The organism is Roseovarius halotolerans (assembly GCF_900172255.1).
GTDB classification, from domain to species: domain Bacteria; phylum Pseudomonadota; class Alphaproteobacteria; order Rhodobacterales; family Rhodobacteraceae; genus Roseovarius; species Roseovarius halotolerans.
Genome location: NZ_FWFU01000004.1, coordinates 251,147 through 275,606, shown reverse-complemented (window position 1 = coordinate 275,606; position 24,460 = coordinate 251,147). Strand labels below are relative to the sequence as shown.

Below are 24,460 nucleotides of genomic sequence, written 5' to 3'. Positions count from 1 at the left end.
AGTGATTTTCGAACAAAATCATCCTATGATTAGAATGATACAAAAACAATAACAATTTTCTGGACGGATTGAGCCCTTGTTTGCTAGCATCCATGAAATACCGGGGCTTTTGTGCCTTGGTGGGGCGATGCTCCGAGCGCTGAAAAGGGATCGATAAGATGGACGTTCTGAGGAAGAGTCCCGGTAAATTGTATCTCCATATCGCGGACATACTGCGACAGCGTCTGCGCTTGGGCCACCTTGCGCCGGGTGATCGGGTGAAGCCGATTTCCGAGCTTGCCGAGGAGTTCGGGGTTGCAACGGTGACCATCCGTCAGGCCGTCGCCATCCTTGAGGGGGAGGGGCGGCTTGTTCGCCAGCAGGGTGCGGGCACGTTCGTCACGGAGGGCGCGACGGGAAGCGATACTTTCGCCGTCGGGCTGGACTGGCCCGAGCTGCTGGACATGGTGACCAAGACCGATCCGCGCCTCATCGAGAAACGCGAGGGGGTTGCGCTGAAGGCTGCGGATCTGAAGGGCGGGAAGGCTGCGCCATCCTATGTCTTTCTTCGCAGGGTCAATTCACTCAAGGGGCTCGATTGTCTTCTGGCCGACGCCTACATCGCCTCGGATCTTTACGCCCAGTGTCCGGAGCGCTTTGACCACGAAACCATCATTCCCGTGATCGAGTCCCTGCCGGGGGTAACCATCGCGCAGTGCCATCAAACGCTGACGATCGGGCAGGCCGACGTGGAGAAGGCATCCCTTCTGGGTTTGCCGCTCAGCGCGCCGCTCGGAGATATTCAACGCATCCTGACGGCCCCTGACGGAACCGTGCTTTATTTCAACGATGTCTCCTATCGCGGGGACATGGTGAAATTCGAGATCAGTCTCGATTTGACCGCAGATCAGGAGAAAGTCGTGCCTGTGCGGAAATAAGCGGACGCTTCGGCGATCCGCGGAACAGGGCGTGAAAAAACGCCCACGCAAATGTATTGGGAGGATACAAATGACCAAGATGAAACTTCTCGCAGGAATTGCTCTTGCGGCGGTGACCGCCATGCCGGTGGCAGCGCAGGACTATCCTTCGCAGCCGGTGCAGTTGACCGCGCCCTACGGGCCTGGCGGTGCTTCTGACCTTGCGGCGCGCAACCTGGCCAATGTCGCACCGGATTACCTGGGTCAGCCGGTTCTGGTGACCAACCGGGCCGGCGCGGGTGGTGCGACCGGGTCTGCATATGTGAAGAACTCGGACCCGGATGGCTACAATCTGCTGTTGGCCAGAATTGGCTCGCACAGCATTTCGCCGGCGCTCAAGTCGAGCATGCCCTATGAGTGGGATGATTTCACTTACTTGAGTCTTCTCGAGATCAACCCGGCGGCCTGCGCGACGGCGACGTCCAAGCCATATCAGTCGCTCGAAGATCTTCGAGCGGCGATCGAGGCAAGCCCCGGTGCCGTGACATATAGTTCGGCAGGTGTCGGCACGCTTCACCATCTGGGCGGTATCATGCTGCTGGACGAGATGGGCTTCGAGGATCCGGGCACCGCTGCAACGCATATTCCGTTCCAGAGCGGCGGGGCGGCCGCGGCGGCGGCTGCGACGGGGCAGGTCGATTTCGTGTGTTCGAACATCTCGGCCATCATCAGTCAGATCGAGGGCGGTCAGTTGCGTCCGCTGGTCGTGACGACTCCGGAGCGCGTGGACTCGCTTCCGGATGTGCCGACCGCGTCCGAACTGGGCCATCCCGCGCTTGAGGCGCTTGTCGGCTGGTCGGGTCTCGTCGGTCCGCCGGGCCTGAGCGATGAAACGATCGCGACCTGGGTCGAAGTTCTTCAGGAGGTTGCCGCCGACGAACGCTGGGTCAATCAGACCAAGTCGCTGGGTTCGGTTCCGATGATGCTGTCGCCCGAAGAGACCGTTGCCTTCGTGGAGAACCAGTACACCACGTTCCGGGGTCTCGTCGAAGAGCTGGGTCTTCAGATCGACTGAAGCCATTCCATGACTGTGCGGCCGGTCAGCCGGCCGCACGCCCTGATCCTGATCATCAATCCGTTTCAGCCGGAGGGACTGTCCTTGAAGACCGTCAACAAGCGCGACTTCGTGCTAGGGCTTGTGGTTTGCGCCTTGGCGTTGTTCGTCCTCTTCGGGATACTTCCCTGGGCTGTCAAGACGCCCAAGGTGATCCCCAACCTGGCGCTTTCGCCAACATTCTGGCCGCGCATCATTCTTGTCAGCATGGCGGGGCTGAGTGCGCTTCTTGCGATCCAGGCTTATTACAGTGGTATCAAATCGCAGGACGGCGATCCCGTCGAAAGCGAAGAACAGCCTTTCGACATGAGCGATCTTCGCGTGATTCCGACGGCATTGCTCATGGTGCTGTTTTGTGCCGCGCTCAAGCCCTTTGGTGTGGTGTTGCCGTCCATCGCAATGCTTTTGGGCATGATCCTGATGCATGGCCGCGGGGAATGGCCGAAAGCCATAGGCGTGTCGGTCGCAACGGTGCTCATTCTGTACATGTTCTTTCGGTACGTCGCCAAGGTCCCGGTGCCGCTTGGGCCTTTGAATGGATTGCTTTGAGGTGCTGACACCATGATCGAGAACCTTTCGGACGCCCTCGTACTTTTCCTGAACGTCTACAACATGATCGCGCTGGCAGGTGGGATCGCGATCGGTGTCATCGTCGGGGCCATTCCCGGCATGACCTCGACGATGGCGGTGGCCCTGACGCTTCCTTTCACGTTCACGCTTCCGCCCGTCACGGGCATATTGCTGCTTCTGGGGGTCTACAAAGGCGGGGTCTATGGCGGGTCCATCCCGGCCATCCTCGTCAAGACGCCCGGCACCCCGGCGGCGTCCTGTTCGGTGCTGGATGGCTATCCGCTGGCACAGAAGGGGCAAGCGGGCAGGGCCCTTGATATCGCGCTCTACGCATCTTGTTTCGCTGATCTCGTGTCCAACCTGTCGCTGATCCTCTTGGTCGGATACCTCGCCCAGCTCGTGACAAGCTTCGGCCCGCCCGAGAACTTCACCCTGATTTTCTTTTCCCTGACGATCATCGCTTCGGTTTCGGGCGACAGCCTGCTGCGCGGCTTCATTTCGGCGGGCGCCGGGCTGTTGCTGGCGACGGTGGGGCTGGATCTGATTTATGGGACCGACCGTTTCACCTTCGGAAACACCGACCTGCTAGGGGGGCTGGCGTTCATCCCGCTTCTGATCGGACTTTTCGCGATTCCCGAAATCCTCAACGGCTATGCCAAGCGTGGCGAAACCGGAAAGATCGCCGCGGATCCGAGTGGTTCGAGGGCGACATTCGCCGATTTCCGCTACTGCTTCCGGTCGATTCTGCGCGGCAGTCTGATCGGTGTCGTGCTGGGCGCGATCCCCGGCATCGGCGGCGCGCCGTCAGCTTTCGTATCCTATTCCGAAGCGATGCGGCGCTCGCCCAACCGGAAGAATTTCGGCAAGGGCGAGTTGGAAGGCGTGGCCGCTGCTGAGGCCGGGAACAACGGCGTTGCCGGTTCGACGATGATTCCGCTTCTTGCGCTGGGAATTCCGGGGGACGTGATCACCGCCGTCATCCTGGGTGCGTTCATGGTCCATGGGTTGCGTCCGGGGCCGATGCTGTTCGAACAGAATATCGACCTGATCTATGCCCTGTTCATCGGCATCTCGATCAGCTCGCTGTTCCTGCTGATCATCGGCAAGGCGGCGATCCACATGTTCAAGCACATCGCTTCGATACCAAGAAGCTATCTTTATCCCGTGGTCATGGTGCTGTGCGTCTTCGGTGCATATGCGGTCAACAATTCCTTCTTCGACATCTACGTGATGGTCGGCTTCGGCATTGTCGGTTTCTTGATGATGAGGATGCATATCCCCTCGGCACCTTTCCTGATCGCGTTCATCCTCGGTCCGATGCTTGAAGACAGTTTCCGCCAATCGCTGCTGATGTCCCAGGGCAGCCTGACCATTTTCATGAGAAGCTGGATCACGTGGGTTTTCTGGTCGCTTACCATCCTTTCGGTCGTGTTGATGGTGCGCAGGCATCTGGCAGGACGTTCGCCCGATGTGGCTCTGCCGAAGGTTCAAGAGGAGAAGCGCGATGTCTGAGAGTCTGGACATCACGAGGGAGGAGCGCGTCACGATCTTCACGATCAACCGGCCCGAGAAGATGAACGCGATCGACAAGGATCTTGCGCGGCGGATTCAGGATGGGTTCGCCGAGTTCGATGAATGCGAGGATCAGCGGGTCGCGATCCTGACCGGCGCGGGGGAAAAGGCATTTACCGCAGGCGCCGATCTGGAGGACTTTCCCGAGTTGTGGCGCTGTATGCCCGGAATGGGCATTACCACGACGAAGCCCGTAATCTGCGCCATTGATGGCCATTGTATTGGCGGGGGTATCGTGCTTGCGGCGCTTTGCGATCTTTGTGTGGCGACGCGGCGTAGCAAGTTCCTTTATCCCGAGGGCAAGGTCGGCATGACCGGCGGCCTGATCGCATCGCTTGCCGCCCGACTGCCGCACAAGGTGGCCATGGAGATCATGCTTCTGGGGCGCGCGGTCAGTGCGGAACGGGCATATGAAATGGGGCTCGTGAACGAAGTCGTCGAACCGGGTCAGCACCTGAACGCGGCGCGCGCAATGGCTGCCGAGATGGCGGCGATGGCGCCTTTGGTTCTGCAGACGCTGAAACAAACGGTTGTGTCGGAAATGTTGACACCGGCACCCGCGGAACGCATGGGGCGCACCATGCGAGACCTCGATCGGGTCGAAAGCAGCGAGGACCGGCAAGAGGGACTCGCCGCTTTCCGAGAAAAGCGCCAGGCGGAGTTCAGCGGGCGCTAGCGGATTTGATGCGGACTGCGGCAGGACGAAGGCCCGGGCATTGGAATACCCCGCTTGTCCGAGGCCGACGTTTCAGCGGCGCAGCACGCGGTCCGTGAGGTTGAGACGGTTCGCGATGACCGGGGCCAGGCATCGGGCGAGATCGGGGTCGCCGCCCTGCATCTGTTCGAGTTCATCAAGACGGTTTGTCGCCACCAGTTGCAGCGCGTCATGGCGGACCGCGCCAGCCGCGTCGCGCGGCAGCGCGGCGACCGGTTGCATGAGTTCCGGGGCAGGGTCAGGGGCAAGGGCCGAAAGATCGGCGCGGGACAGTGACGTTTCCACGAATGCGTAGAGTCCCACGCCCTTTGCGGGCAGCGCATAGGTGCAGAGCGCGAGGTCGCTGATCTGCGGGTGCGCCAGCAAAGCCGCGCGCAGCGCGGGGCCGTCACGTTCGACGCGGTCCTCGGTGCCTTCGCCGTCGGACCAGTTCATCAGTCGCCGTGTGACGAAATTGTAGAGTCGTTTGCCCGTGGCCATCCAGATACGGGCGGGCAGGGCCTTTTGCGCCAGCATCGTCTGCTCGGCGGGGGTCAGCAGGTGCGGCGCATAGGCGCGTTTCTGTTTGAGCAGGTGGCGCAGGTCTTCGCGCGCCATGATCCGAAAGAGCTTGCCCCGGCGGCGATGGACCGAAGCGAGCTGAAAGTCGATCACGGCGGCGCGGCCATCCGGGGTCATCAGCCAGTTCTGCGGTTTGGCGATGTCGTTATGGGTGACTCCGGCGCGGCGCATCTGGCGCAGGAGACGCCTTGCGTCGCGATACCAGAGGGCCTCGTTGGGGCGCGCCAGTTGCAGCGGTGTGCCGCGCGTCCAGCTGCGCAGGAGGCCGGTCTTGTCGACGCGCACCAGCACCGGGCAGCCCTCGATCCCCTGCACGGCGCGCAGGGCGCGGATCTCGCGGCGCGCCAGCGCCCAGGCGATGGGACGTGCATAGAGCGGCACGCCGTCGAGCTTGCGCAAGACGACGGGGAAGTCCTCGATTCCGTCGAGGCGGCCCGACACGGTCTCCGAAAAGATGTCGCGCTTGTGCACGGTCTCGGGCGCGAAAGGGGCGCGGGTGATATGAGCGTCGATCTGCATCGCGCCCGTCTTAGTGGCTTTCCGTTGACAGGGGAAGAGCGCGCGCCGCTCGTGTCTAGCTGATGAAGCCGCCGGTGGCGGGGGCGGCGCTGACCTGTGCTCGTTGCGAGATCAGGTGCAGGTAGCGCCGCTGTGCAAGGTCATAGCGCATCCGTGGCCAGACACCGCTGGGCGGTGTTGCCTGCGCAAGGGGCGGCGGCGCGATCACGCCGCAGGGCTGGATCGAAGCGGGGCGAAGACCTGTGTGCCAGTGGCTGTGAACGAAGGTTTCCATTGGCCGGTCGAAAAGATCGGAGAGCGCCAGAAGATGCGCGGCTGCCTCGTGCCCCACAAGCTGCGCGGCGGTGCGCCCGGTGGCCTGTTGCGGCACGGTCAGGGTGGCATGGCGCTGCGTGTCGATCAGGGCCGAGGGGCCGGGGCAGGGGTGGTCGCGCAGCTCGATATAACCAAGTGCAGTCACATGGGAGAGACCCAGATCAAGCGCGTCGTCGAACGGGTCGGGGTCGATCCCCGTGGCGCCGTCGAGAACCAGCGCCGCATCGAGGCCGCGGCGCTCGATTTCAGCCCATATCTGGCGGTGGGTCAGGAAGCGGCCGATCTCGCCTGTATCGAGCGACAGCGGGTAGGCGGGCTCGAAAAGGTCGGCGCCCACGGTCTGCTCAAGATCTGAGACCGACAGGCCCGCGCCCTGCACCATCGGCCAGAGCTCTCCATCCACCCCGCAGGCATCGAGAACCCTGCGCGCCTGTGCCCGTGCGTCCCCATCGCGGTCGGCATGGAGGACAAAGGCGCGCAGTTCCATCCTGTCAGACGCCTTCGGTCCAGCCCGAGACGGCCTTGACCTCGAGGAAATCCTCGATGCCCCATTTGCCGCCTTCACGCCCGTTGCCGGACTGTTTCATGCCGCCGAAAGGCGAACCCATGCCGCGGCTCTGACCATTCATCTCGACCATACCCGAACGCAGCGCCAGCGCGCAGCGGTTGGCACGCGCGCCGTCCTGGGTCTGGACATAATTGGTCAGGCCATAGGGCGTGTCGTTGGCAATCGCGATCCCTTCTTCCTCGGTTCCGAAGGGGATGATCGACAGCACCGGGCCGAAGATTTCCTCGCGCGCGATGGTCATGTCGTTATTCACATCGGCAAACACCGTGGGTTTGACGAAGAAGCCGCGGTTGAGGCCGTCGGGCCGCCCGGTTCCACCGGCAACAAGGCGCGCACCTTCGTCGATGCCCTTCTGGATCAGGTCCTGGATCTTGTTGAACTGAACCTCGTTGACGACGGGCCCGATATGGCGCCCCTCCTGGTCGGCGGGGCCGACCTGAACCGATTTCGCCACCTCGGCGGCGGTTTCGACGGCGCGATCGTAGATGTCGCGCTGCACCAGCATCCGGGTGGGAGCGTTGCAGGACTGGCCCGAGTTGTTCATGCAATGCAGGACGCCGCGTTTGACGGCTGCGTCATCGGCATCGGCGAACACCAGGTTCGCGCCCTTGCCGCCCAGTTCAAGGCTGACGCGCTTGAGCGTATCGGCGGCGGATTTGGAGATCAGCTTGCCGGCCCGCGAGGAGCCGGTGAAGGACACCATGTCGACGTCCTCATGTGCCGAAAGCTGAGAGCCAACGCCCGCGCCATCGCCGTTCACGAGGTTGAAGACCCCTTTCGGGAAGCCTGCCTGATCGACCATTTCGGCAAAGAGCAGCGCCGACAGGGGCGATTCCTCAGAGGGTTTTAGCACCATCGTGCAGCCCGCGATCAGACCGGCGCCGACCTTGAGGCTGATCTGGTTCATCGGCCAGTTCCAGGGCGTGATCATCGCCACGACGCCGATCGCTTCATGCACGATACGGTCTTGCGGCGCATGATCGCCCAGGGGTTCGATGAAGTCGAAATCCTTGGCGACCTTCAGGAAGGCCTTGAGATGTCCAAGCCCGGCTGCGGCCTGGGCCTGACGCGCCAGGTCGATCGGGGCGCCCATCTCGAGGCTGATCGCCTGCGCCATCTCTTCGATGCGGGATTCGTAGATCTCGTAGAGCTTCTCCACCAGCGCGATACGTTCGGCCTTGGATGTGCGCATCCAGGCGGGAAAGGCGGTGCGCGCAGCCGCGACCGCGGCGTCGGTATCCGCCTGACCACCAAGGGAAATAACCGCGCAGGGCTCTTCGTTGGATGGGTTGATGACCTTGTGGTCGGTGCCCGCCCGAGGTTTTACCCAAGCGCCGTCGATATAGAATTCACGTTTCTCGATCATGGTTGACCTCCGTCGATTTGATGGCACCTTGTCAGTGTGGATGATCACCTGCAAGACAGGAAAAGGTTTTGCCCCGGAATTTGATCAAATTCTGGATCTCAACTGATTTCAAGTGGAAAGGACACTGAAAATGGCACTGCGCATCAACGACACGATACCGGACCTGAAGGTCGAGACCGATCAGGGCGAATTCTCGCTGCATGACTGGATCGGCGACAGCTGGGCGATCCTGTTCTCGCATCCGAAGGATTTCACGCCGGTCTGCACCACCGAGTTCGGCGCGGTGGCGCAGCTGGCCGATGAATGGGAAAAGCGCGGCTGCAAGGTGATTGGCGTCTCGGTCGACAGTGCCGAGGATCACCGCAAGTGGAAGGGCGACATCGAGAAGGTCGGCGGCGCGAAGGCCGGGTTCCCGATCATCGCGGATGACGGCCTGGAGGTATCCAAGGCGTTCGACATGCTGCCCGCCGAGGCCTATCTGCCCGACGGGCGCACCCCTGCGGACAGCGCGACGGTGCGCGCGGTTTTCATCATCGGGCCGGACAAGAAGCTGAAGCTGAGCATGACCTATCCGATGAATGTGGGGCGCAACTTCGCCGAGGTGTTGCGGGCGCTTGACGGTTTGCAGACGGCGGCGCGCGAGAACGTGGCGACCCCGGCGAACTGGAATGTCGGCGATGACGTGGTGATCCCGACCGCCGTCAGCGACGAGGACGCAAAGGCGAAATACGGCGCCTTCGAGACGGTCCTGCCCTATCTGCGGATGACGAAGCTGCCGGGCTGATTGCCGGGACGCCTGCGAATGGCCCTGCCGCGAGGTGGGGCCTTTTTCAGTTTTGCGGGTCAGTCGCCTGCATCAAGGGCCGCGCCACGGGTGGCACGCAGGTCGCGGGCCTCTTGCGCAGCCTGTCGGCCCAGTGGCCCGTCAAGCCCGGACATCAGTTCGAGCATCTTGTCGGATGAGTCGCGCGACAGCCAAAGCGGCGATTTCTTGAGGAACTGAAAACCCCTGCGGCGGGTGGTGTAATAGGGCATCGCGTATCCGATCGCCTGTCCCGACACCGTGGCCAGCACGATCTGTATTCGATCCGAGCGCCCCTCGGGCGTGTGCGGGTCGCTTTGGAGGACCTCATCGCGCATCGCGAGCAGGCGAGGGGATTCGGGGATCACGAGGTTGCGGGTGAGCGCATCGAGTTCATCATCGCCAAGGGCGGCGATTTCAGCATCAAGACCCGTGACCGGGCAGGTGGCGGTGTGTTTGTAGCCATTCTTGTGGACCCATTGGGTCAGCCCGATTTCGCCCCGTCGCACGGTGCGCTTCTTGTCGTTGGAGAGCCGGAAGCGTTTCCAGTAGCGCAGAAAGCCTGGATCGCGAAGGATATCGGGGCCGATGGCCAGCGCATATGAGGCATAGTGGAAATTGGGATGCTCGATCGTGTATTCCCAGACCAGTTCGCGAAAATCGCGGGCGTCGCAACGCTTGATGCCGTAATTCGAGGTGGCGCCGCAGAAATCAGCATCCTTGGCGCGCACATCGTCGAACCAGCTGCGCGGCGCGTCGATCATCCAGACGGAATCGTTGAGGATATATAGCCGCTCGAGCGTTGGCAGCCTGTCGCCCAGTTGCAGCACGGCATCGCGATAGCCGCCGAAATCATAGCCTACATTGGGGCGCTCGATCACCATCGCGCTCAGCGGCAGGATGCGGTCCATATCGGCCTGAGAGAGCGGCAGGTTGGAGACCACCACCGGGTTGATGTCCTGCGTTTCAAGATGCTCCAGCATGTGCATATGCGAGGGCAGGACGCCCTGTGCGGGAAAGATCAGGTAGATCGCGACCTCGCCGGTGAGCGGCTTGGCACCGTGATGAATCTTGCGGCTGTGCGGCGCGGACCTGTCATAGCGCGGACGCAGGCTGAGATATTCCCAGGCGATACCGGGCAGATTCCAGATGGTGCGCCCCAGGCGCAGGATCTCGCGTTTCAGTTTCCACAGCGGAATCTTTTTCATCGGGAGGACTCGTGCTTCAGGCCAGAGACAATGCCACGCAGGAACGCTGCCTGCTTGGCGCGTTTGCGGGCGGAAAGGAGTGTGAGCGGCGAAAGAAGCTGCAACAGCGCCGAGGTGAATGCCTTGCACCCGGCGCCGGGCAGACCATGTTTGCGCGTCGCATAGACCCGCGAGCGACCCATGTGAAATGCCTTGAATGCCGCCGAGGCGGGAGAGCGCAGGGTGGAATTGCCCGCATCATGAGTGACATGGGCGGCGCGCACGAACCTGAGAGGTCCGGCGCCCGCCTTGAGGCGCAGGGCGAGGTCGTCATCCTCGTGATAGAGGAATATCTCGGGATCGAAGCCGCCCGCGGCCTCGAAGGCGGCGCGGCGCACGAAAAAGGCCGCGCCGGTCAATACGGGCAGTTCGCGGTCGGTTTCGGGCCAGCCCGAGGGCAGTTTTTCGGTGCGCGGCAACAGCACGCTGCCGCGTTTGAAATAGGGGCGGCCGCGTCCGTCGGTGATCGCGGGGTTGAAGGCCGAGGCCTCGGGGTGATTGTCGGCGGCCGTGACCAGCGCCTCGAGCGCGCCGAGGGCGAGCCGGGCATCGGGGTTGAGGAAGAACAGGAATTCGGTCCTGGCTTCGCTTGCGCCGATATTGCACGCGGCACCGAAGCCGAGATTGTCGTCGTTGCAGATCAGCTGTGCGCCATGCTCTGCGGCCAGCGCGGCCAGTGCTGCGCGATCCTGCGAGGCGTTGTCGACGATCACGGTCCCGGCGGACCGCGGCAGCGAGGCCAGCATCGCGGGCAGCACCGCAAGGCTGTTATGCGCGACCGTCACCACCGTGACGCGTTCTGGAGCGGTGGGAATTGACATCTGGACCCGAAATCAGCCTTTTGGCGGGGAAACACGAAACATGGCCGCGTGAATAGCAACTGCGCCGCGTCAGGGGAAGCCCGCGCAGGCGCGGGCGGCCGGGAGGGGCAGCAAATGGCCAAACGAAAACCTTTCGACATTGCCGGAGTCACCGTGCCGCCCGGTGCACGACGCACGGTGGATGTGCCTGTCAGTGCCCTGTCGGATCATACGCCGGTGCACCTGTCGGTGCACGTTATGCATGGGCGCAAGCCGGGGCCGGTGATGTTCGTATCGGCGGCGGTGCATGGCGACGAGGTGATCGGGGTCGAGATCGTGCGCCGGTTGCTGAATGCGCGGGCGCTGTCAAAGCTGTCGGGCACGCTTCTGGCGGTGCCGATCGTCAACACGTTCGGGTTTCTGAACCATTCACGCTATCTGCCGGACCGGCGCGACCTCAATCGCTGCTTTCCGGGCCATGCGACCGGTTCGATGGCGTCGCGGTTGGCGCATATCTTTCTGAGCGAGGTGGTGAAGCGCTCGGATATCGGCATTGACCTGCATTCGGCGGCGATCCGGCGCACCAACCTGCCGCAGTTGCGGCTGACCGCGGGGAATGATCGGCTGAAGGAAATGGCGGATGTGTTCGCGGCGCCGGTGGTGGTGAACTCCAACCTGCGGGACGGATCACTGCGCATGGCGGCTGAGGATGCCGGCGTCGACGTTTTGCTCTACGAGGCCGGAGAGGGTCTGCGCTTTGACGAGTTCGCCGCCCGCACAGGGGTGGCCGGAATCCTGCGGGTGATGAACCATCTGGGCATGATCGGTTCCAAGGGCGTACCCAAGAAGCGGGCTGAGCCGCTCTATTGCGGGGAAACGACCTGGTATCGCGCGCCTGCCGGGGGGCTCTTGCGCGGCTACCTGACATCGGGCGACATGGTCGAGCCGGGTTCGGTGCTGGGGGCGATTTCGGATCCGTTCGGCGAGGTCGAGGCCGAACTGGTGGCGGACGAGCCGGGCATCATCATCGGGCGCAGCAACATGCCGGTGGTCTATGAGGGCGATGCGCTGTTCCATGTGGCGCGGATCAGCAGCCCCGATGAAGCCGCGCGTGGCATCAGCGCACATTTGGCGCCGGTGCCGATGTTCGACGAGGACGAAATCATCTGACGTCTGCTTGCGTGCAGGCCTAGCGCGATGTGCCGAAGCGGTGGAGATTGCCCGGTGCCAGGAAGATCGACATCGTGATCATGCTGAAGATGAATTCATAGGCTTCCCATTTGCGGGGCACAGTGATCAGCGTGGCGATCAGGATGCTGGCGACCAGAGCCATGACCGCGTGGCGCGTCCCCGGAAGTGGCACCATCAATGCATCGGCAATGCGCGCGATGAAGGTTACGCGCGTGTAGAGCAGCGGAAGCACCACGAGATAAAGCAGGATCACGACGGTCAGGATACTGCCGAACAGGGTCTTGGCAAGTTGCTGATCACCAACGACGAGGTTGTGAAAATTGGTTTCGAGCTGACGGTTATGCTCCATGAAGAACTCGCCGGTTTGCCAGCCGAAGATGCGCTGACCCCAGGAGACTTCCTCGCCCGCGCCGAAAAAGAAGGCCAGCGCGTAGAGGCCAATCAGTGCCGCCGAAGCGTAGCGCCCGAAGCGCGCCAACGTGGTCGCGCGCCAGGTCAGGATGAAACAGGAGAGAAGAAGCCCTATCGCGGTGCCGTACTCGATCGGCCCGTCTTCGACTCCCAAGCCGGTTTCGAACTGGTCGTGAAGGCCCAGAATTGAATAGGCCAACGTGAACAGAAGCGTTGCGTTCATGAGACCGAACAGAAACTGGTCGGGAATGCTGAAGTTGCGCATGCGTGTTGCCTGTCATACTTTTGTCATACACGGCGCTGACGTATCGCAGCGCATTGGGGGAGACAAGCTCTACACGTTATTTTGAGCAGGTTTCACTACGTCAGGATGCGCCCCGAATGGAATGATCCGTGTCCCGGAAATGACAAACCCCCGAAGCGGGTGCCCGGGGGTCGTCTGACTTTTGGTGTTCTTCATGTCGCGCCGCTGCGGCGCAGGCCTCAGAGAAGGCCTTCGCGTTGGGCTTTCTTGCGCGCCAGCTTGCGGGCCCGGCGAATCGCCTCGGCCTTTTCGCGTGCTTTCTTTTCGGACGGTTTCTCGAAATGCTGCCGAAGCTTCATTTCGCGGAAAACGCCTTCGCGCTGCAGCTTTTTCTTCAGGGCACGAAGCGCCTGATCGACATTGTTGTCGCGAACACTAACCTGCATGTGGTGTCACCACCTTTCCAAGTTGAAGTTGCATCAGATTGCAGGAGAGGGCCGTATAGCAAAGCGTCATTGTTTTGTCTAGGGTGGCGCAAAATGGACGGAGGCACGTGATGACCGACCTCGAAATCAGGGCAAAACTGCTGGAAGCGGCGAAAATGCATGTGCCCTTTGACGGCTGGAGCGACGCCAGCTTTCAGGCCGCCATCCGGGACACCGGGATCGAACCGGGGTTAGCGCGGGCCGCTTGTCCGGGGGGCGCGACCGACCTCGCGCTGACCTATCACGAGGAGGGCGACCAGCTGATGCTGGAGCGCCTGACCACCGAAGACATGAGTCAGATGCGGTTTCGCGACCGGATCGCTGCCGCAGTGCGGTTTCGCCTCGAAGCGCCCGACGACAAGGAACTGGTGCGCCGGGGTGTGACGCTGTTCTCGCTGCCGAGCCACGGTGCCGAGGGCGCGCGCGCGATCTGGAATACCTGCGACAAGATTTGGACGGCCCTGGGCGATACATCGGATGATGTGAACTGGTATACCAAGCGCGCCACGCTGTCAGGCGTCTACAGTGCGACCTTGCTGTTCTGGCTGGGCGATGAAAGTCCCGAACATGCCGATACCTGGGCGTTCCTGGACCGGCGGATCGACGATGTGATGCGCTTTGAGAAGTTCAAGGCGCAGATTCGCGACAACAAGCTGTTGAGCGGATTGCTTGCCGGGCCGCTGAAGGTTCTTGACGGGGTGCGCGCGCCGCGCGCTGACGCCAAGCGGCAACAGACCGGAATGCCGGGTCGCTGGACCATGCAGGGCTGAGGAGAACGACAGGAATGAGCAAGACGATGACGGCGGTGGAAATCACCGCGCCCGGCGGCCCCGAGGTGTTGGTCGCGACGACCCGTGATATCCCGGTGCCGGGCGCGGGCGAAGTGGTGATCAAAGTCGCCTATGCAGGGGTGAACCGCCCCGATGCGTTGCAGCGCGCGGGGCTGTACGCGCCGCCGCCGACCGCCAGCGACCTGCCGGGGCTCGAGGCCGCCGGTGAGATCGTCGCCCTGGGCGAGGGGGTGAGCGACTGGTCGATGGGAGACATGGTCTGTGCGCTGTTGCCGGGCGGTGGCTATGCGCAATATGTGGCCACCCCGGCAGCGCATTGTCTGCCGATCCCCGAGGGAATGGGTCTGCGCGAGGCCGCCTGTCTGCCCGAAACCTTCTTTACCGTCTGGTCGAACGTGTTTCAGCGCGGCGCGCTGCGCGGCGGCGAAAGGTTCCTGGTGCATGGCGGTTCGAGCGGCATCGGAACGACCGCGATCCAGCTGGCGCATGAATTCGGTGCGCGGGTCTTTGCCACGGCCGGATCGGATGAGAAATGCGCCAAATGCCGGGAGTTGGGTGCCGAGCGCGCCATCAACTATCGAGAGGAGGATTTCGTCGAGGTGATGCGCGCCGAAGGCGATGCCGACCTGATCCTCGACATGGTGGGGGGCGATTACCTTCCGCGCAACGTCAAGTCGCTGGCCGATGACGGGCGTCTGGTGCAGATCGCGTTCCTGATGGGGCCGAAGGTCGAGCTGAATTTTGCACAGATGATGATGCGGCGACTGACGATCACGGGCTCGACGCTGCGCCCGCAAAGCGACAAGGCCAAGGCTGATATCGCCGAGGCGCTGCGGACCCATGTCTGGCCGCTTCTGGATGCGGGCAAGGTCGCGCCGGTGATGGATTCCGAATACCCGTTGGCGGATGCCGCCAAGGCCCATGCCCGCATGGAGCAAAGCGCACATATCGGGAAAATCGTGTTGAAAGTGAACTGAGCCGGTGGGGTCGGGGGACATTTTCATTCTTGCGTTGGCGCTCATCAGCGTGGTGCTGAGCGGCTATGCCTTGTGGCGCGACGAGACGCTGAACTGGGTCTTCGCGGTGCCGCGCCTGCCGGCGCCGGACCCCGGCGAAGCGCCTCTGTTCGAGACGCTGTTCGACTATCGCCCGAAAAAGGGCGTGGCGCATTCGCCGGCCATCGTGAAGCATGGCGAGACCCTGTCGACCCTCTGGTTCGAGGGTTCCTCCGAGGCGCAGCCCGATATCGAGATCCGCCGTGCGGTGCTGGAGACAGGGCCGGAGGGCGGGCGCGCTGGCGACCCGGAGACGTTCCTGACCAGCGGGGCATTGGGAAGGGCATTTGTGCCGGGACAGTTGGTGGTGACGCTGGGCAACACCATTCAGAACGACGCCATCGAAAGCTCGCTTTATGCGACGGTCGTGTCGGTGGGCGGATGGGCGATGGCGTCGATTGCCGAGGTGCTAATGGACAGGGCCAAGCCGGTGCGGGTGCGCAAGCTGGACCTTTCGCCCTTCCTCAACCGCTCGTTTCTCGTGCGCTCGCCGATGGTTGCCTATGCCGATGGCAGCCACGCATTGCCCGCCTATTTCGAGATGGGCACCACTTATGGCGCGCTGGTGCGACTGGATGCGGAGGGGCGGGTGCGCGATCAGCGCCGTATGACCGGCACCGGCGTCAAGCCGATCCAGCCGATGATCGTGGTGCTGGACGAGACGCGGGCGCTGGCCTTCTTGCGCGATTTCGATGATAGCGGACGGCTTTACCTGAGTCGCACAGAGGATGGCGGGCGGCATTGGACGCGGGCCGAGGCGACGGATATTCCACACCCGAATGCTCCGGTTGCGGCGCTGTCGCTGTCCGGCGGGCGGATCCTGATGGCGCGCAATGGCAGCGGCAATGATGCCGACCGCCTGGAGCTGGCGGTATCGGCGGACGAGGGAGAAAGCTGGCAGGTGATCCACCGCATCGACAGCGAGGCGGGTGAGGCGCGCTATCCGATGCTGCGGCGGCTGGCGGATGGGCGCATCCTGCTGGCCTATTCGCATCACAGCAAGCAAGGCGTGCGGGTGGTGATGTTCAATGAAGCATGGGTGGCAGCACGATGAGCGGTGTTCTGGCAGGGCTTGGCATGGCGACCCTCCTCGGCTGGGTGGCTTTCGCCATTCTGGGATGGGTGGTTTCGCCGCCGCTGTCGGTCTGGATCGGCGGGGCCATTGGCGGCCTGTTGGTTCTGGTCGCGCGCAACACGATGATACTGCGGGGGTTCGTGGCGCTGTTGGCCCCGTTCGGGGTGATGCTGCCGGCGATCGCGCTGCGGCAGATGGCGGCAGAACTGGGCGCGCCGGTGGTGCCTTTCGCAACGTTCGAGATCCTGGTGTTCCTGCTGCTATATGTCGCCTTCCTGGTCAGCGCGATCGGGGTGGTGCCTGTGGATGTCTACCGGGTCGGCTATGCGCCCCTGCCGGTGGCGGCGATGGTGCTGTCGGTCTGCGTCTACGGATACCTGACGGGCAACTGGTTCCTGCCGCTGGTGGCGGTGCTGGGGCAGGCATTGTGGCTATCGCGATGGGGCAGCAGCAACTGGTTCGATCATGTGACCCATGTGCTTCTGGTGCCGGTCGCGCTGATCGTCCTGGTCGTGCGTGTGATCTGAAGGCGTTCGTTATCGGATCGGTGCCAGGAGCGCGTCCTTAAGCGTGCAATCACGCACCGTGTCGCGCCCGCAAGGCACCGGATCGAGCGTTCTTGAAAGGCAGAGGCGGACCTCCTGGATACGCCCTGCGCGGCAGGTGACGGTCAGCATGTCGGGCTCGAGGCCGGGATTGGCCTTGAGAAACGCCTGTTCCACCACCGAAGCGGGCAGTTTCACCGGGTCTTTCAGCTTGCGAAACACTTCGGGGCGCGTGACCGAGGCGTAGGCTTCGCGCGAGAGGGCGTAATATGCGGGAGCCGACAGGCCCGAGCAGGCGCCGTGCTTCTTCCACTGATACCAGGCAAGTCCCGGGGTGCCCATGATATCCTCCATTGCGGAGGTCATGGTGCGCGAGGGCGGGCGCTCGGCGGTCTGGCAATGCGACGGCCAGCCGCGATGATATTGTGGCCAGAGCCCATGCAGAACCCAGCCGTGATCGCGTGCAGCATCGCATTGCGGCGAGCCGCGGGCATCGCCTTCGAGTGCACACCAGGTTGGCGACCAGCTGAGTGCGAGCACGTAGTAGTCGAACTCTCCCGCACGTCCGCCATCTGCGCGGGCCATGCCGGTGAGCAGGAAGAGGATCATCAGGACGCGCATTCTTTGGACTTCCAATTTGTTTTGCGGGCCACTATATAGCGCCCAAGTTCCCCGACAACGGTAACCCGCACCTCAGACAGGTGCCGCCGATTCAGGCGACGGGGAAGATATGCGTTAAGGAGGCCCGTGAGATATGGCTAAACCGCTTATGGCAAAGGCCACCGCCGTCTGGCTGGTGGACAACACGACGCTCAGTTTCAAGCAGATCGCCGATTTCTGCGGCTTGCATGAACTGGAGATTCAGGGAATCGCGGATGGCGATGTTGCCTCCGGGGTGAAGGGCTTCGACCCGATCGCCAATAATCAGCTGACCCAGTCCGAGATCGACGCGGCCGAGAAGGACCCGACGCACCGGCTGTCGCTGAAGTTCAACCCCGCCGCCGTGGGCGAGGAAAAGCGTCGCGGCCCGCGTTACACGCCGCTCAGCAAGCGTCAGGACCGGCCCAATGCGATCCTGTGGCTGGTGAAGTTCCACCCCGAACTGGCCGATGCGCAGATCGCCAAGCTGGTCGGTACCACCAAGCCGACCATCCAGACGATCCGCGAGCGCACCCATTGGAACATCTCGAATATGCAGCCGATCGACCCGGTCGCCCTGGGCCTTTGCAAGCAGTCCGAGCTGGATGCCGCCGTGCAGAAAGCCGCCGCCAAGCGCGCCAAGGAAGGCGAGGCAATGAGCGACGACGAGCGCCGCAAGCTGCTGAGCACCGAGCAGAGCCTCGAGGCCGAGAACGAGCCACGCATCCCGACCGCGATCGAGGGTCTCGAGACCTTCAGCCTGAGCGGCTCCGACACCAGCCGCGTGAAGGAAGAGCCGCTGGATGCCGAGAGCTTCTTCAATCTGCCCGCAGGGTCGGATGACGATGACGACGAGGATGACGACGATACGGGCGGGCGCCGCTGAGGCCGGACGCACGTTCCGCGCCACGCCAGGATCATGACCCGGCTGCCCCCAGGGGTGGTCGGGTTTTTTGATGGCTTTCAGAGATGTTTGCGCGCAGCGAGCGCGGCGCTGATCGTGCCGTCGTCGAGATAATCGAGCTCGCCGCCGATCGGCACGCCCTGCGCGAGCGAGCTCAGCGTCACCCGTCCCTCGAGCTGATCAGCGATGTAATGCGCCGTGGTCTGGCCGTCGACCGTGGCATTGAGGGCAAGGATCACCTCGGTGACGGATTCGGCATCGATTCGGTTCACCAGTTGCGGAATGCGCAGGTCCTCCGGGCCGATCTGATCGAGCGCGCTCAGCGTGCCGCCGAGCACATGGTAGCGCCCCTTGAAGGCATGGCCGCGTTCCATCGCCCAGAGATCGGCCACGTCCTCGACCACGCAGATCTGGCCGTTGGCACGTTTCTCGGACAGGCAGATATCACAGATGTCGGTGGTGCCCAGATTGCCGCAATTGAGGCATTCGCGGGCGGTGGCGGCGACCTTGTGCATGAGGTCCGCCAGCGGCATGAGCTGCATCTCGCGCTTGGCGATCAGGTGCAGAACCGCACGGCGCGCCGAGCGCGGGCCGAGGCCGGGAAGCCGGGCCATCATGTCGATCAGAGCGTCGATGTCGCGGTTGGAACTCATACGTCAGGCGCCTGTGGCTGGCGGCAGGCGTGGGGGCCAGCCCCCACGCCCCCGGAGTATTGAGGGCAAGATGAAGGCCGGGTCAGAAGGGCAGTTTCATATCCTTGGGCAGGCCGAGACCTTCGGTGAGCTTGTTCATTTCGTCCTGGGCACGGGCGCTGGCCTTGGCCTGCGCGTCCTTGATAGCGGCGAGGATCAGGTCTTCGACGACTTCCTTGTCGTCGGAATTGAAGATCGACGGGTCGATATCAAGCCCCTTCAGCTCGCCCTTGGCGGTGCAGCTGGCCTTGACCAGACCGGCGCCGGATTCGCCCTCGACGATGATGTTGTGCATGTCTTCCTGCAGCTCGGCCATCTTCTGCTGCATGTCCTGGGCGGCCTTCATCATCTTGGCCATGTCGCCCATCTGGCCCAATCCTTTGAACATTGCTGTCTCCTTGGCTCGGCGGGCTGTCTTGTGGCCCGGCATGTCGGTGTGTGGTGTCTCGTCAGGTCATATCGGGTCGTTCGCGGCGACAGGCAAGGCGCTATGCGCTGCTGCCGGTTTTTCAGTCTTCCTCGAAAGGGTCCCATTCGTCTTCGACCTCGGGCAGGGCGTCGGCACCGGCATCGGCGGCGATTTCCTCTTCGGTGCGGATGCTGGTGATCTTCGCCCTGGGGAAAGCCGCGAGCACCGCCTGAACCAGCGGATGGCCGGCGGCTTCGTCACGCAGGGCGGTGTCGGCGGCGTCGCGGGTTTCGGCGATGGTGTCGCCGCCGCCCTCGTTGACCAGACTGACGCCCCACCGCGTCCCGGTCCAGCGCTGCAGCGCCGCGCCGAGGCGCTGCGCGAGGTCGGCGGGCGCGTCGGCGGTGGGCTGGAACTCGATCCGGCCCGGACGATAGGAGGCGAGGCGCAGATGGGCCTCGACCTCGACCAGCAGTTTCACGTCGCGGTTGGCGCGGATCAGTTCGACCACATGGGTGAAGCTGGGGTAATGGGCGAGCGCCTGTTCGGGGGCGAGGGCGAGCGCCTGGTTGCCGCTTGAGGCGCTCGGCCCGGAGGGGCCGCGATGGGTGGGAGCGGGCGCTCCCTGGGCGCTGGTGCCGCCTTGCGCGGTGCCCGCGCCATTGCCTGCGCTGGGCGCGCCACCTGGGCCGGAGGGCGGCGTCGCGGGCGGCGGGGGCGTGTCGCGCAGCTTGCGCACGAGTTCTTCGGGGCTGGGCAGGTCGGCCACATGGGTGAGGCGGATCACCGCCATTTCAGCGGCCATCATGGCGTTGGGGGCCTCGGCCACCTCGTCGAGCGCCTTCAGAAGCATCTGCCACATGCGCGTCAGCACCCGCATCGGCAGCGCTTCGGCCATCGCGCGGCCACGGGCGCGCTCGTCGGGGCCGATGGTGGGATCTTCGGCCGCTTCGGGGGTGATCTTGACCACCGAGACCCAGTGGGTGATTTCGGCAAGGTCACGCATCACCGCCATCGGATCGGCGCCACCGGCATATTGGGAGGAAAGTTCGGTCAGGGCGCCGGCAGGATCGCCCTTCATGATAAGGTCGAAAAGGTCGAGCACGCGACCGCGGTCGGCAAGGCCCAGCATGGCGCGCACCTGGTCGGCGCCGGTCTCGCCTGCGCCGTGGGAAATCGCCTGATCGAGCAGCGAGGTGGCATCGCGGGCCGAGCCTTCGGCGGCGCGGGTAATGAGCGCGAGGGCGTCGTCGCTGATGGAGGCGCTTTCGGCATCGGCGATGCGGCGCAGTAGGGCGATCATCGACTCGGGTTCGATGCGGCGCAGATCGAAGCGCTGGCAGCGGCTGAGCACGGTCACCGGTACCTTGCGGATCTCGGTGGTGGCGAAGATGAACTTAACATGCTCGGGGGGTTCCTCAAGCGTCTTGAGCAGCGCGTTAAATGCGCTGGTCGAGAGCATGTGCACCTCGTCGATGATGTAGATCTTGTAGCGGGCGCTGGCGGCACGATAGTGAACGGAATCAATGATTTCCCGGATATCGCCGACGCCTGTGCGGCTAGCGGCGTCCATCTCGAGAACGTCCACATGGCGGCCTTCCATAATCGCGCGGCAGTGTTCGCATTGGCCGCAGGGTTCGGTGGTGGGGCCGCCCTGGCCGTCTGGGCCGATGCAGTTCATGCCCTTGGCGATGATCCGGGCGGTGGTGGTCTTGCCGGTGCCACGGATGCCGGTCATGATGAAGGCCTGCGCGATCCGGTCGGCGAGAAACGCGTTCTTGAGCGTGCGCACCATCGCGTCCTGGCCCACCAGATCGGCGAAGGTCTCGGGCCGGTATTTCCGGGCCAGAACCTGATAGGGGCGGGCAGGCGCGTCGGGGGCGGCTGCATCAAGGGGAGCGTCGGTCATTTATGGCCTTTGGGATTCGCAAGGTCGCGTGTCAGCCTAAAGCCGGGGGCGGGGGGCGTCCACCAGTAAGGACGCGACGCGGCATCATGCGCGCAACTTGCTTTTGAAGCGCACTGCGGCAAAGCTGCTTTCAGGGATACCTGCCGATATCGACCCACGCGCGAAACGGCAGTAAGGAAGCGGGGAGGACATGGGCGGCGGCAATCATTCATGCGGCCACACGCCTGTAAAGTATTGAAAAGATGACGGGTTTCATTATTCACGCCCTCAAGGTCTCGGACGGGATTCTGGCGATTGCGCCGATGCCGGGGCGCGGTGGTCATTACGTCGAGGACCTTGCGCATCTGCGCGACTGGAAGCCGGCGCTGGTGATCTCGATGGTCACGCAGCCGGAGCTGGCCGGACACGGGGCGGGCAATCTGGCAGGCGATGTTCAGGACATGGGCACGCGCTGGGCGCATGTGCCGGTCACGGATATGGACATCCCCGGCCCCGAGGCCACCGAGGCCTGGCACGCGGCCAGCCATGCCGCGCTGGCGGCTTTGCAGGGGCGGGGGCGGGTGCTGGTGCATTGCTTGGGCGGCTGTGGGCGCTCGGGGATGGCGGCGCTGCGGTTGATGATCGAGGCGGGAGAGGCGCCGGAGGCAGCGCTGGCGCGGTTGCGGGCGATCCGGCCATGTGCGGTCGAGACGGCGGAGCAGCATGCGTGGGCGCTTCGGGCCGCGGAGGGGCCGAATCAGCCCTAAGGTATTGGTAAACAACCAAAACGGCGATCTGTATCGCATCGGGATCACGTCGGTATCGCATCGGTATCGCGCACTGAAACCCACCGGATGAACAGGGCGTGCGTTGCATTCGGTACAAAATGCCCGCCTGATCCGTACAGAAGGATCGCGCCGTGATGGGGCGGCATGACAGAACGACGGGGAAAAAGGAAAGGTGAGAGGTTGGACAACGACCCAAGCGTGGCTCGTTACGGCTGCTTCCTTCCGGACCTGACCGGGTTGGCGAGGTGCCTGCCCGCGCCAACCTCTCGAGGCCTACCTAGGCGTCCTGAAGCGGATTCGCAAGGGGTCAGGCGCGTGGCGCGCGTGTGGCGGGGCTTTCGGGGCCGAGCGGCACGCGCAGGCTGAGAAAGCCATCGGGCGTGTCGCCAAGGTCGGTAGCCGCAAGCGCATCGATGTCGGCTGGGTGGTTGCGCAGGCCGGGGCCGGTCTGGGCGAGGGCGCTGGTGCCCGGCGGCATCGGACAGAAGGCCCAGCCCGGATCGCAGGACAGCGACAAGGGCAAGGTCAGCGGCGTGGTGCCTTTGCGGATATGGCGCGCCAGCAGATCACGCACCGGGGTCTTGGAGCGATGGACGATCGCGGCCTCTGGCAGCGCCCGGTAAGGTCCGCCGCCCGCGGCGCGGTATTCATTGGTGGCAATGAGGAAGCGGTCATCGCTGGTGACGGGGCGCCCCTGGTGGCGAAGCTCCCGCAGGCGATGGGAGTCGGGATTCAGGATCTCTCCGCCAGGGGCGTAGCGTGGGGGCTGAGACAGGTCGATGCGATAGGAGACGCCTGAGATCACGTCAAAGGCGTGGCCGGGGGAGACCGGATCGACAATCGGTTGATCGGCGATCCCCGGCAGCAGGCGGTGAAAACAGCTTGCGGCGCGTTCGAGCCATTCCAGGAGGTCCGCGCCGGTAATGCGTGCGCCGACCAACGTATTGGGAAAGGCATAAAGATCGGCCACATTGCGAAGCCGCACAGGGCCGGCGGGAATATCCGTGAAGTGATGCGGCCCGGCGCGCCCGCCCGTGCGGAAAGGTGCGGTGGCCGAAAGGATCTGCAGGGCGCTGTCGGGCGTGCCCGCCACGGCGCGGGCGAGCGCGCCGGTCTGGGCGGCGTTGACGAGACGGAGGGCGGGATCGTCGCGCACAAGGGCAAGGTAGGTGTGCAATGCTGACGAGGTGGTGCCAAGCGGGCGATCGACGAGCTGCACGGTCGTGCGATGCGCGCCCGCCACGGAATGGACCACGGCGGGATCGGCGGCGGCGGGCGGTGCGCCGCTGCCGGGGTGCAGGGGGCGCAGCGCAGCGTGATGGGAGCGGATGCGCCAGCCGTCGCGGCCATGCGTCAGCATGAGGTCGAGCACCCCGAGATGCGAACCTGCAAAACCCGCCATGATCGCGGGCACGCCGTTCAGGCTGCCATGTTCGGCGCTGACACCGGGGATGCCCTCGTGATCGGGGCCGGGAAACAGGCGGTGGCTGTGACCGGCCAGCACCGCGTCGATGCCGGGCACCCGTGAGAGCGGCAGGGCGGCGTTTTCAAGGCCGGGATGGTCGGGGCCGTCGTCAATGCCGGTATGGGCCAGGGCGATTACCAGGTCGGCCCCGGCGGCGCGCAGGCCCGGCACGAGGCGGCGGGCGGTCTGCGTGATGCCTGCGCAGTTTAGGCGCCCCTGCAGGTGGTGGCGGTCCCAGATAGCGATCTGCGGTGGCACCAGCCCGATCACGCCGATCCGCAGATCATGCGCCTGCCCGGCGGTGTCGGTGAGGCGGCGTTGCAGCATCAGCGTGGGCGCGAAGGGGAGCGATACGCCGTCAAGCGCAGCGACATTGGCGCATGTGGCCGGAAAGCGCGCTGATGCCAGCGCGCGGGCAAGGGCGGGCAGTCCGAAGTTGAATTCATGGTTGCCCAGTCCGACGGCGTCATAATCCAGCGCGTTCATCGCCGCGATCACGGGGTTCGGGCCGTCCCAGTCATCTGACTGGCCGGTCATGTCGCTGAGCGGGGTGCCCTGAAGAAAATCGCCATTGTCGAAGAGCAGGCAATTGTCGGCCTCGGCGCGGGCCTCGCGGATGAGCGTGGCAAGGCGCGCCAGGCCGAGCGGCCTGCCGTCCTGTCCGGAGTGGTAATCGAACGGCATGACGTGCCCGTGAAGATCGGTCGTTTCCAGCAGCCGCAGATGCAGGGTGGCAGAGGACGGGGCGTCAGGCCCCGTCCGGTGATTGAACGGTCGGGTCACTTGGAGTTCGTTGTTTTGGGAACTGGGGCATGGTGAAACTCGGACAGGAC

Annotated in this window: 25 protein-coding genes and 1 other RNA gene; 13 read left to right on the top strand and 13 right to left on the bottom strand. The window is 63.9% G+C overall.

The window, feature by feature from the left end; translation table 11 throughout:
* Window positions 1–158 precede the first annotated feature (158 nt).
* From ROH8110_RS16120 to ROH8110_RS16100, 5 genes are all read left to right on the top strand, one after another.
* The gene (locus ROH8110_RS16120) at window positions 159–917 is read left to right on the top strand and encodes a GntR family transcriptional regulator (RefSeq protein ID WP_085818775.1); all 759 of its coding nucleotides are present in this window, start codon (window positions 159–161) and stop codon (window positions 915–917) included.
* 70 nt (window positions 918–987) lie between these two features.
* Window positions 988–1,971, top strand: a complete 984-nt coding sequence (locus tag ROH8110_RS16115) for a Bug family tripartite tricarboxylate transporter substrate binding protein (RefSeq protein WP_085818774.1) — start codon at window positions 988–990, stop codon at window positions 1,969–1,971.
* Window positions 1,972–1,980: 9 nt separating this feature from the next.
* Window positions 1,981–2,559, top strand: a complete 579-nt coding sequence (locus ROH8110_RS16110; RefSeq protein ID WP_085818773.1) for a tripartite tricarboxylate transporter TctB family protein — start codon at window positions 1,981–1,983, stop codon at window positions 2,557–2,559.
* A 12-nt stretch (window positions 2,560–2,571) separates the two neighbouring features.
* A complete protein-coding gene (locus tag ROH8110_RS16105) occupies window positions 2,572–4,092 on the top strand; it encodes a tripartite tricarboxylate transporter permease (protein WP_085818772.1) in 1,521 nt (506 codons plus the stop codon).
* On the top strand, window positions 4,085–4,828 hold the full coding sequence (locus tag ROH8110_RS16100) for an enoyl-CoA hydratase/isomerase family protein (RefSeq protein WP_085818771.1): 744 nt from the start codon (window positions 4,085–4,087) through the stop codon (window positions 4,826–4,828). The genes ROH8110_RS16105 and ROH8110_RS16100 overlap by 8 nt, the downstream gene beginning before the upstream one ends.
* Before the next feature lie 72 nt (window positions 4,829–4,900).
* On the opposite strand, the gene ROH8110_RS16095 is transcribed toward ROH8110_RS16100, so the two are convergent.
* Genes ROH8110_RS16095 through ROH8110_RS16085 form a run of 3 tightly spaced genes read right to left on the bottom strand, consistent with a single transcriptional unit; the run spans window position 4,901 to window position 8,196 of the window.
* Window positions 4,901–5,947 (bottom strand): phosphotransferase, encoded by a 1,047-nt coding sequence (locus ROH8110_RS16095; protein WP_085818770.1) that lies wholly within the window; start codon window positions 5,945–5,947, stop codon window positions 4,901–4,903.
* A gap of 55 nt (window positions 5,948–6,002) precedes the next feature.
* On the bottom strand, window positions 6,003–6,749 hold the full coding sequence (locus ROH8110_RS16090) for a glycosyltransferase family 25 protein (protein WP_085818769.1): 747 nt from the start codon (window positions 6,747–6,749) through the stop codon (window positions 6,003–6,005).
* Between the two features lie 4 nt (window positions 6,750–6,753).
* The gene (locus ROH8110_RS16085; protein WP_085818768.1) at window positions 6,754–8,196 is read right to left on the bottom strand and encodes an aldehyde dehydrogenase family protein; all 1,443 of its coding nucleotides are present in this window, start codon (window positions 8,194–8,196) and stop codon (window positions 6,754–6,756) included.
* A 130-nt stretch (window positions 8,197–8,326) separates the two neighbouring features.
* On the opposite strand from ROH8110_RS16085, the gene ROH8110_RS16080 reads away from it, so the two are divergent.
* Window positions 8,327–8,980: a peroxiredoxin gene (locus tag ROH8110_RS16080; protein WP_085818767.1), complete on the top strand. Its 654-nt coding sequence runs from the start codon at window positions 8,327–8,329 to the stop codon at window positions 8,978–8,980.
* A 59-nt stretch (window positions 8,981–9,039) separates the two neighbouring features.
* On the opposite strand, the gene ROH8110_RS16075 is transcribed toward ROH8110_RS16080, so the two are convergent.
* Both ROH8110_RS16075 and ROH8110_RS16070 read right to left on the bottom strand, forming a co-directional pair.
* The gene (locus tag ROH8110_RS16075) at window positions 9,040–10,206 is read right to left on the bottom strand and encodes a rhamnan synthesis F family protein (RefSeq protein WP_085818766.1); all 1,167 of its coding nucleotides are present in this window, start codon (window positions 10,204–10,206) and stop codon (window positions 9,040–9,042) included.
* Window positions 10,203–11,066 (bottom strand): glycosyltransferase family 2 protein, encoded by an 864-nt coding sequence (locus ROH8110_RS16070; RefSeq protein WP_170156523.1) that lies wholly within the window; start codon window positions 11,064–11,066, stop codon window positions 10,203–10,205. The genes ROH8110_RS16075 and ROH8110_RS16070 overlap by 4 nt, the downstream gene beginning before the upstream one ends.
* A 114-nt stretch (window positions 11,067–11,180) precedes the next feature.
* Between ROH8110_RS16070 and ROH8110_RS16065 the strand changes: the two genes are divergently transcribed.
* The gene (locus ROH8110_RS16065; RefSeq protein ID WP_085818765.1) at window positions 11,181–12,215 is read left to right on the top strand and encodes a succinylglutamate desuccinylase/aspartoacylase family protein; all 1,035 of its coding nucleotides are present in this window, start codon (window positions 11,181–11,183) and stop codon (window positions 12,213–12,215) included.
* A 19-nt stretch (window positions 12,216–12,234) separates the two neighbouring features.
* On the opposite strand, the gene ROH8110_RS16060 is transcribed toward ROH8110_RS16065, so the two are convergent.
* Entirely contained in the window at window positions 12,235–12,912 is a 678-nt protein-coding gene (locus tag ROH8110_RS16060; protein ID WP_085818764.1) for a hypothetical protein, read from the bottom strand.
* A gap of 218 nt (window positions 12,913–13,130) precedes the next feature.
* Complete coding sequence (rpsU, locus tag ROH8110_RS16055) at window positions 13,131–13,337, bottom strand: 30S ribosomal protein S21 (RefSeq protein WP_007818122.1); 207 nt, start codon at window positions 13,335–13,337, stop codon at window positions 13,131–13,133.
* A gap of 110 nt (window positions 13,338–13,447) precedes the next feature.
* Between rpsU and ROH8110_RS16050 the strand changes: the two genes are divergently transcribed.
* From ROH8110_RS16050 to ROH8110_RS16035, 4 genes are read left to right on the top strand one after another with little or no spacing between them, the layout of a single operon-like run.
* The gene (locus ROH8110_RS16050; RefSeq protein WP_085818763.1) at window positions 13,448–14,146 is read left to right on the top strand and encodes a COQ9 family protein; all 699 of its coding nucleotides are present in this window, start codon (window positions 13,448–13,450) and stop codon (window positions 14,144–14,146) included.
* A 14-nt stretch (window positions 14,147–14,160) separates the two neighbouring features.
* Window positions 14,161–15,144: an NAD(P)H-quinone oxidoreductase gene (locus ROH8110_RS16045; protein WP_085818762.1), complete on the top strand. Its 984-nt coding sequence runs from the start codon at window positions 14,161–14,163 to the stop codon at window positions 15,142–15,144.
* Window positions 15,145–15,178: 34 nt separating this feature from the next.
* A complete protein-coding gene (locus tag ROH8110_RS16040; protein ID WP_170156524.1) occupies window positions 15,179–16,276 on the top strand; it encodes an exo-alpha-sialidase in 1,098 nt (365 codons plus the stop codon).
* Window positions 16,273–16,824, top strand: coding sequence for a hypothetical protein (locus ROH8110_RS16035; protein WP_147430620.1), 552 nt, complete (start codon window positions 16,273–16,275; stop codon window positions 16,822–16,824). Before ROH8110_RS16040 ends, ROH8110_RS16035 begins: the two co-directional genes overlap by 4 nt.
* A gap of 9 nt (window positions 16,825–16,833) precedes the next feature.
* Here the strand turns inward: ROH8110_RS16035 and ROH8110_RS16030 are convergent, their stop codons facing one another.
* On the bottom strand, window positions 16,834–17,463 hold the full coding sequence (locus ROH8110_RS16030; RefSeq protein ID WP_085818759.1) for a ribonuclease T2 family protein: 630 nt from the start codon (window positions 17,461–17,463) through the stop codon (window positions 16,834–16,836).
* Between the two features lie 133 nt (window positions 17,464–17,596).
* Here ROH8110_RS16030 and ROH8110_RS16025 point away from each other — a divergent pair, with 133 nt between their 5' ends.
* Window positions 17,597–18,367: a DUF1013 domain-containing protein gene (locus ROH8110_RS16025; protein WP_085818758.1), complete on the top strand. Its 771-nt coding sequence runs from the start codon at window positions 17,597–17,599 to the stop codon at window positions 18,365–18,367.
* 77 nt (window positions 18,368–18,444) lie between these two features.
* Here the strand turns inward: ROH8110_RS16025 and recR are convergent, their stop codons facing one another.
* From recR to ROH8110_RS16010, 3 genes are all read right to left on the bottom strand, one after another.
* Window positions 18,445–19,038 carry a recombination mediator RecR gene (gene recR, locus ROH8110_RS16020; RefSeq protein WP_085818757.1) on the bottom strand — a complete coding sequence of 198 codons (594 nt, stop codon included), beginning with the start codon at window positions 19,036–19,038 and terminating at the stop codon, window positions 18,445–18,447.
* A gap of 82 nt (window positions 19,039–19,120) precedes the next feature.
* Window positions 19,121–19,465, bottom strand: coding sequence for a YbaB/EbfC family nucleoid-associated protein (locus ROH8110_RS16015; RefSeq protein ID WP_085819056.1), 345 nt, complete (start codon window positions 19,463–19,465; stop codon window positions 19,121–19,123).
* A gap of 121 nt (window positions 19,466–19,586) precedes the next feature.
* Window positions 19,587–21,395: a DNA polymerase III subunit gamma/tau gene (locus ROH8110_RS16010; RefSeq protein ID WP_085818756.1), complete on the bottom strand. Its 1,809-nt coding sequence runs from the start codon at window positions 21,393–21,395 to the stop codon at window positions 19,587–19,589.
* A 242-nt stretch (window positions 21,396–21,637) separates the two neighbouring features.
* On the opposite strand from ROH8110_RS16010, the gene ROH8110_RS18570 reads away from it, so the two are divergent.
* Window positions 21,638–22,141 (top strand): protein-tyrosine phosphatase family protein, encoded by a 504-nt coding sequence (locus ROH8110_RS18570; RefSeq protein WP_121143719.1) that lies wholly within the window; start codon window positions 21,638–21,640, stop codon window positions 22,139–22,141.
* A 191-nt stretch (window positions 22,142–22,332) separates the two neighbouring features.
* On the opposite strand, the gene ffs is transcribed toward ROH8110_RS18570, so the two are convergent.
* Both ffs and ROH8110_RS15995 read right to left on the bottom strand, forming a co-directional pair.
* Window positions 22,333–22,431: signal recognition particle sRNA small type (gene ffs, locus ROH8110_RS16000), an RNA gene on the bottom strand.
* Window positions 22,432–22,469: 38 nt separating this feature from the next.
* Complete coding sequence (locus ROH8110_RS15995; protein WP_170156525.1) at window positions 22,470–24,410, bottom strand: bifunctional 2',3'-cyclic-nucleotide 2'-phosphodiesterase/3'-nucleotidase; 1,941 nt, start codon at window positions 24,408–24,410, stop codon at window positions 22,470–22,472.
* Between the last annotated feature and the right edge of the window lie 50 nt (window positions 24,411–24,460).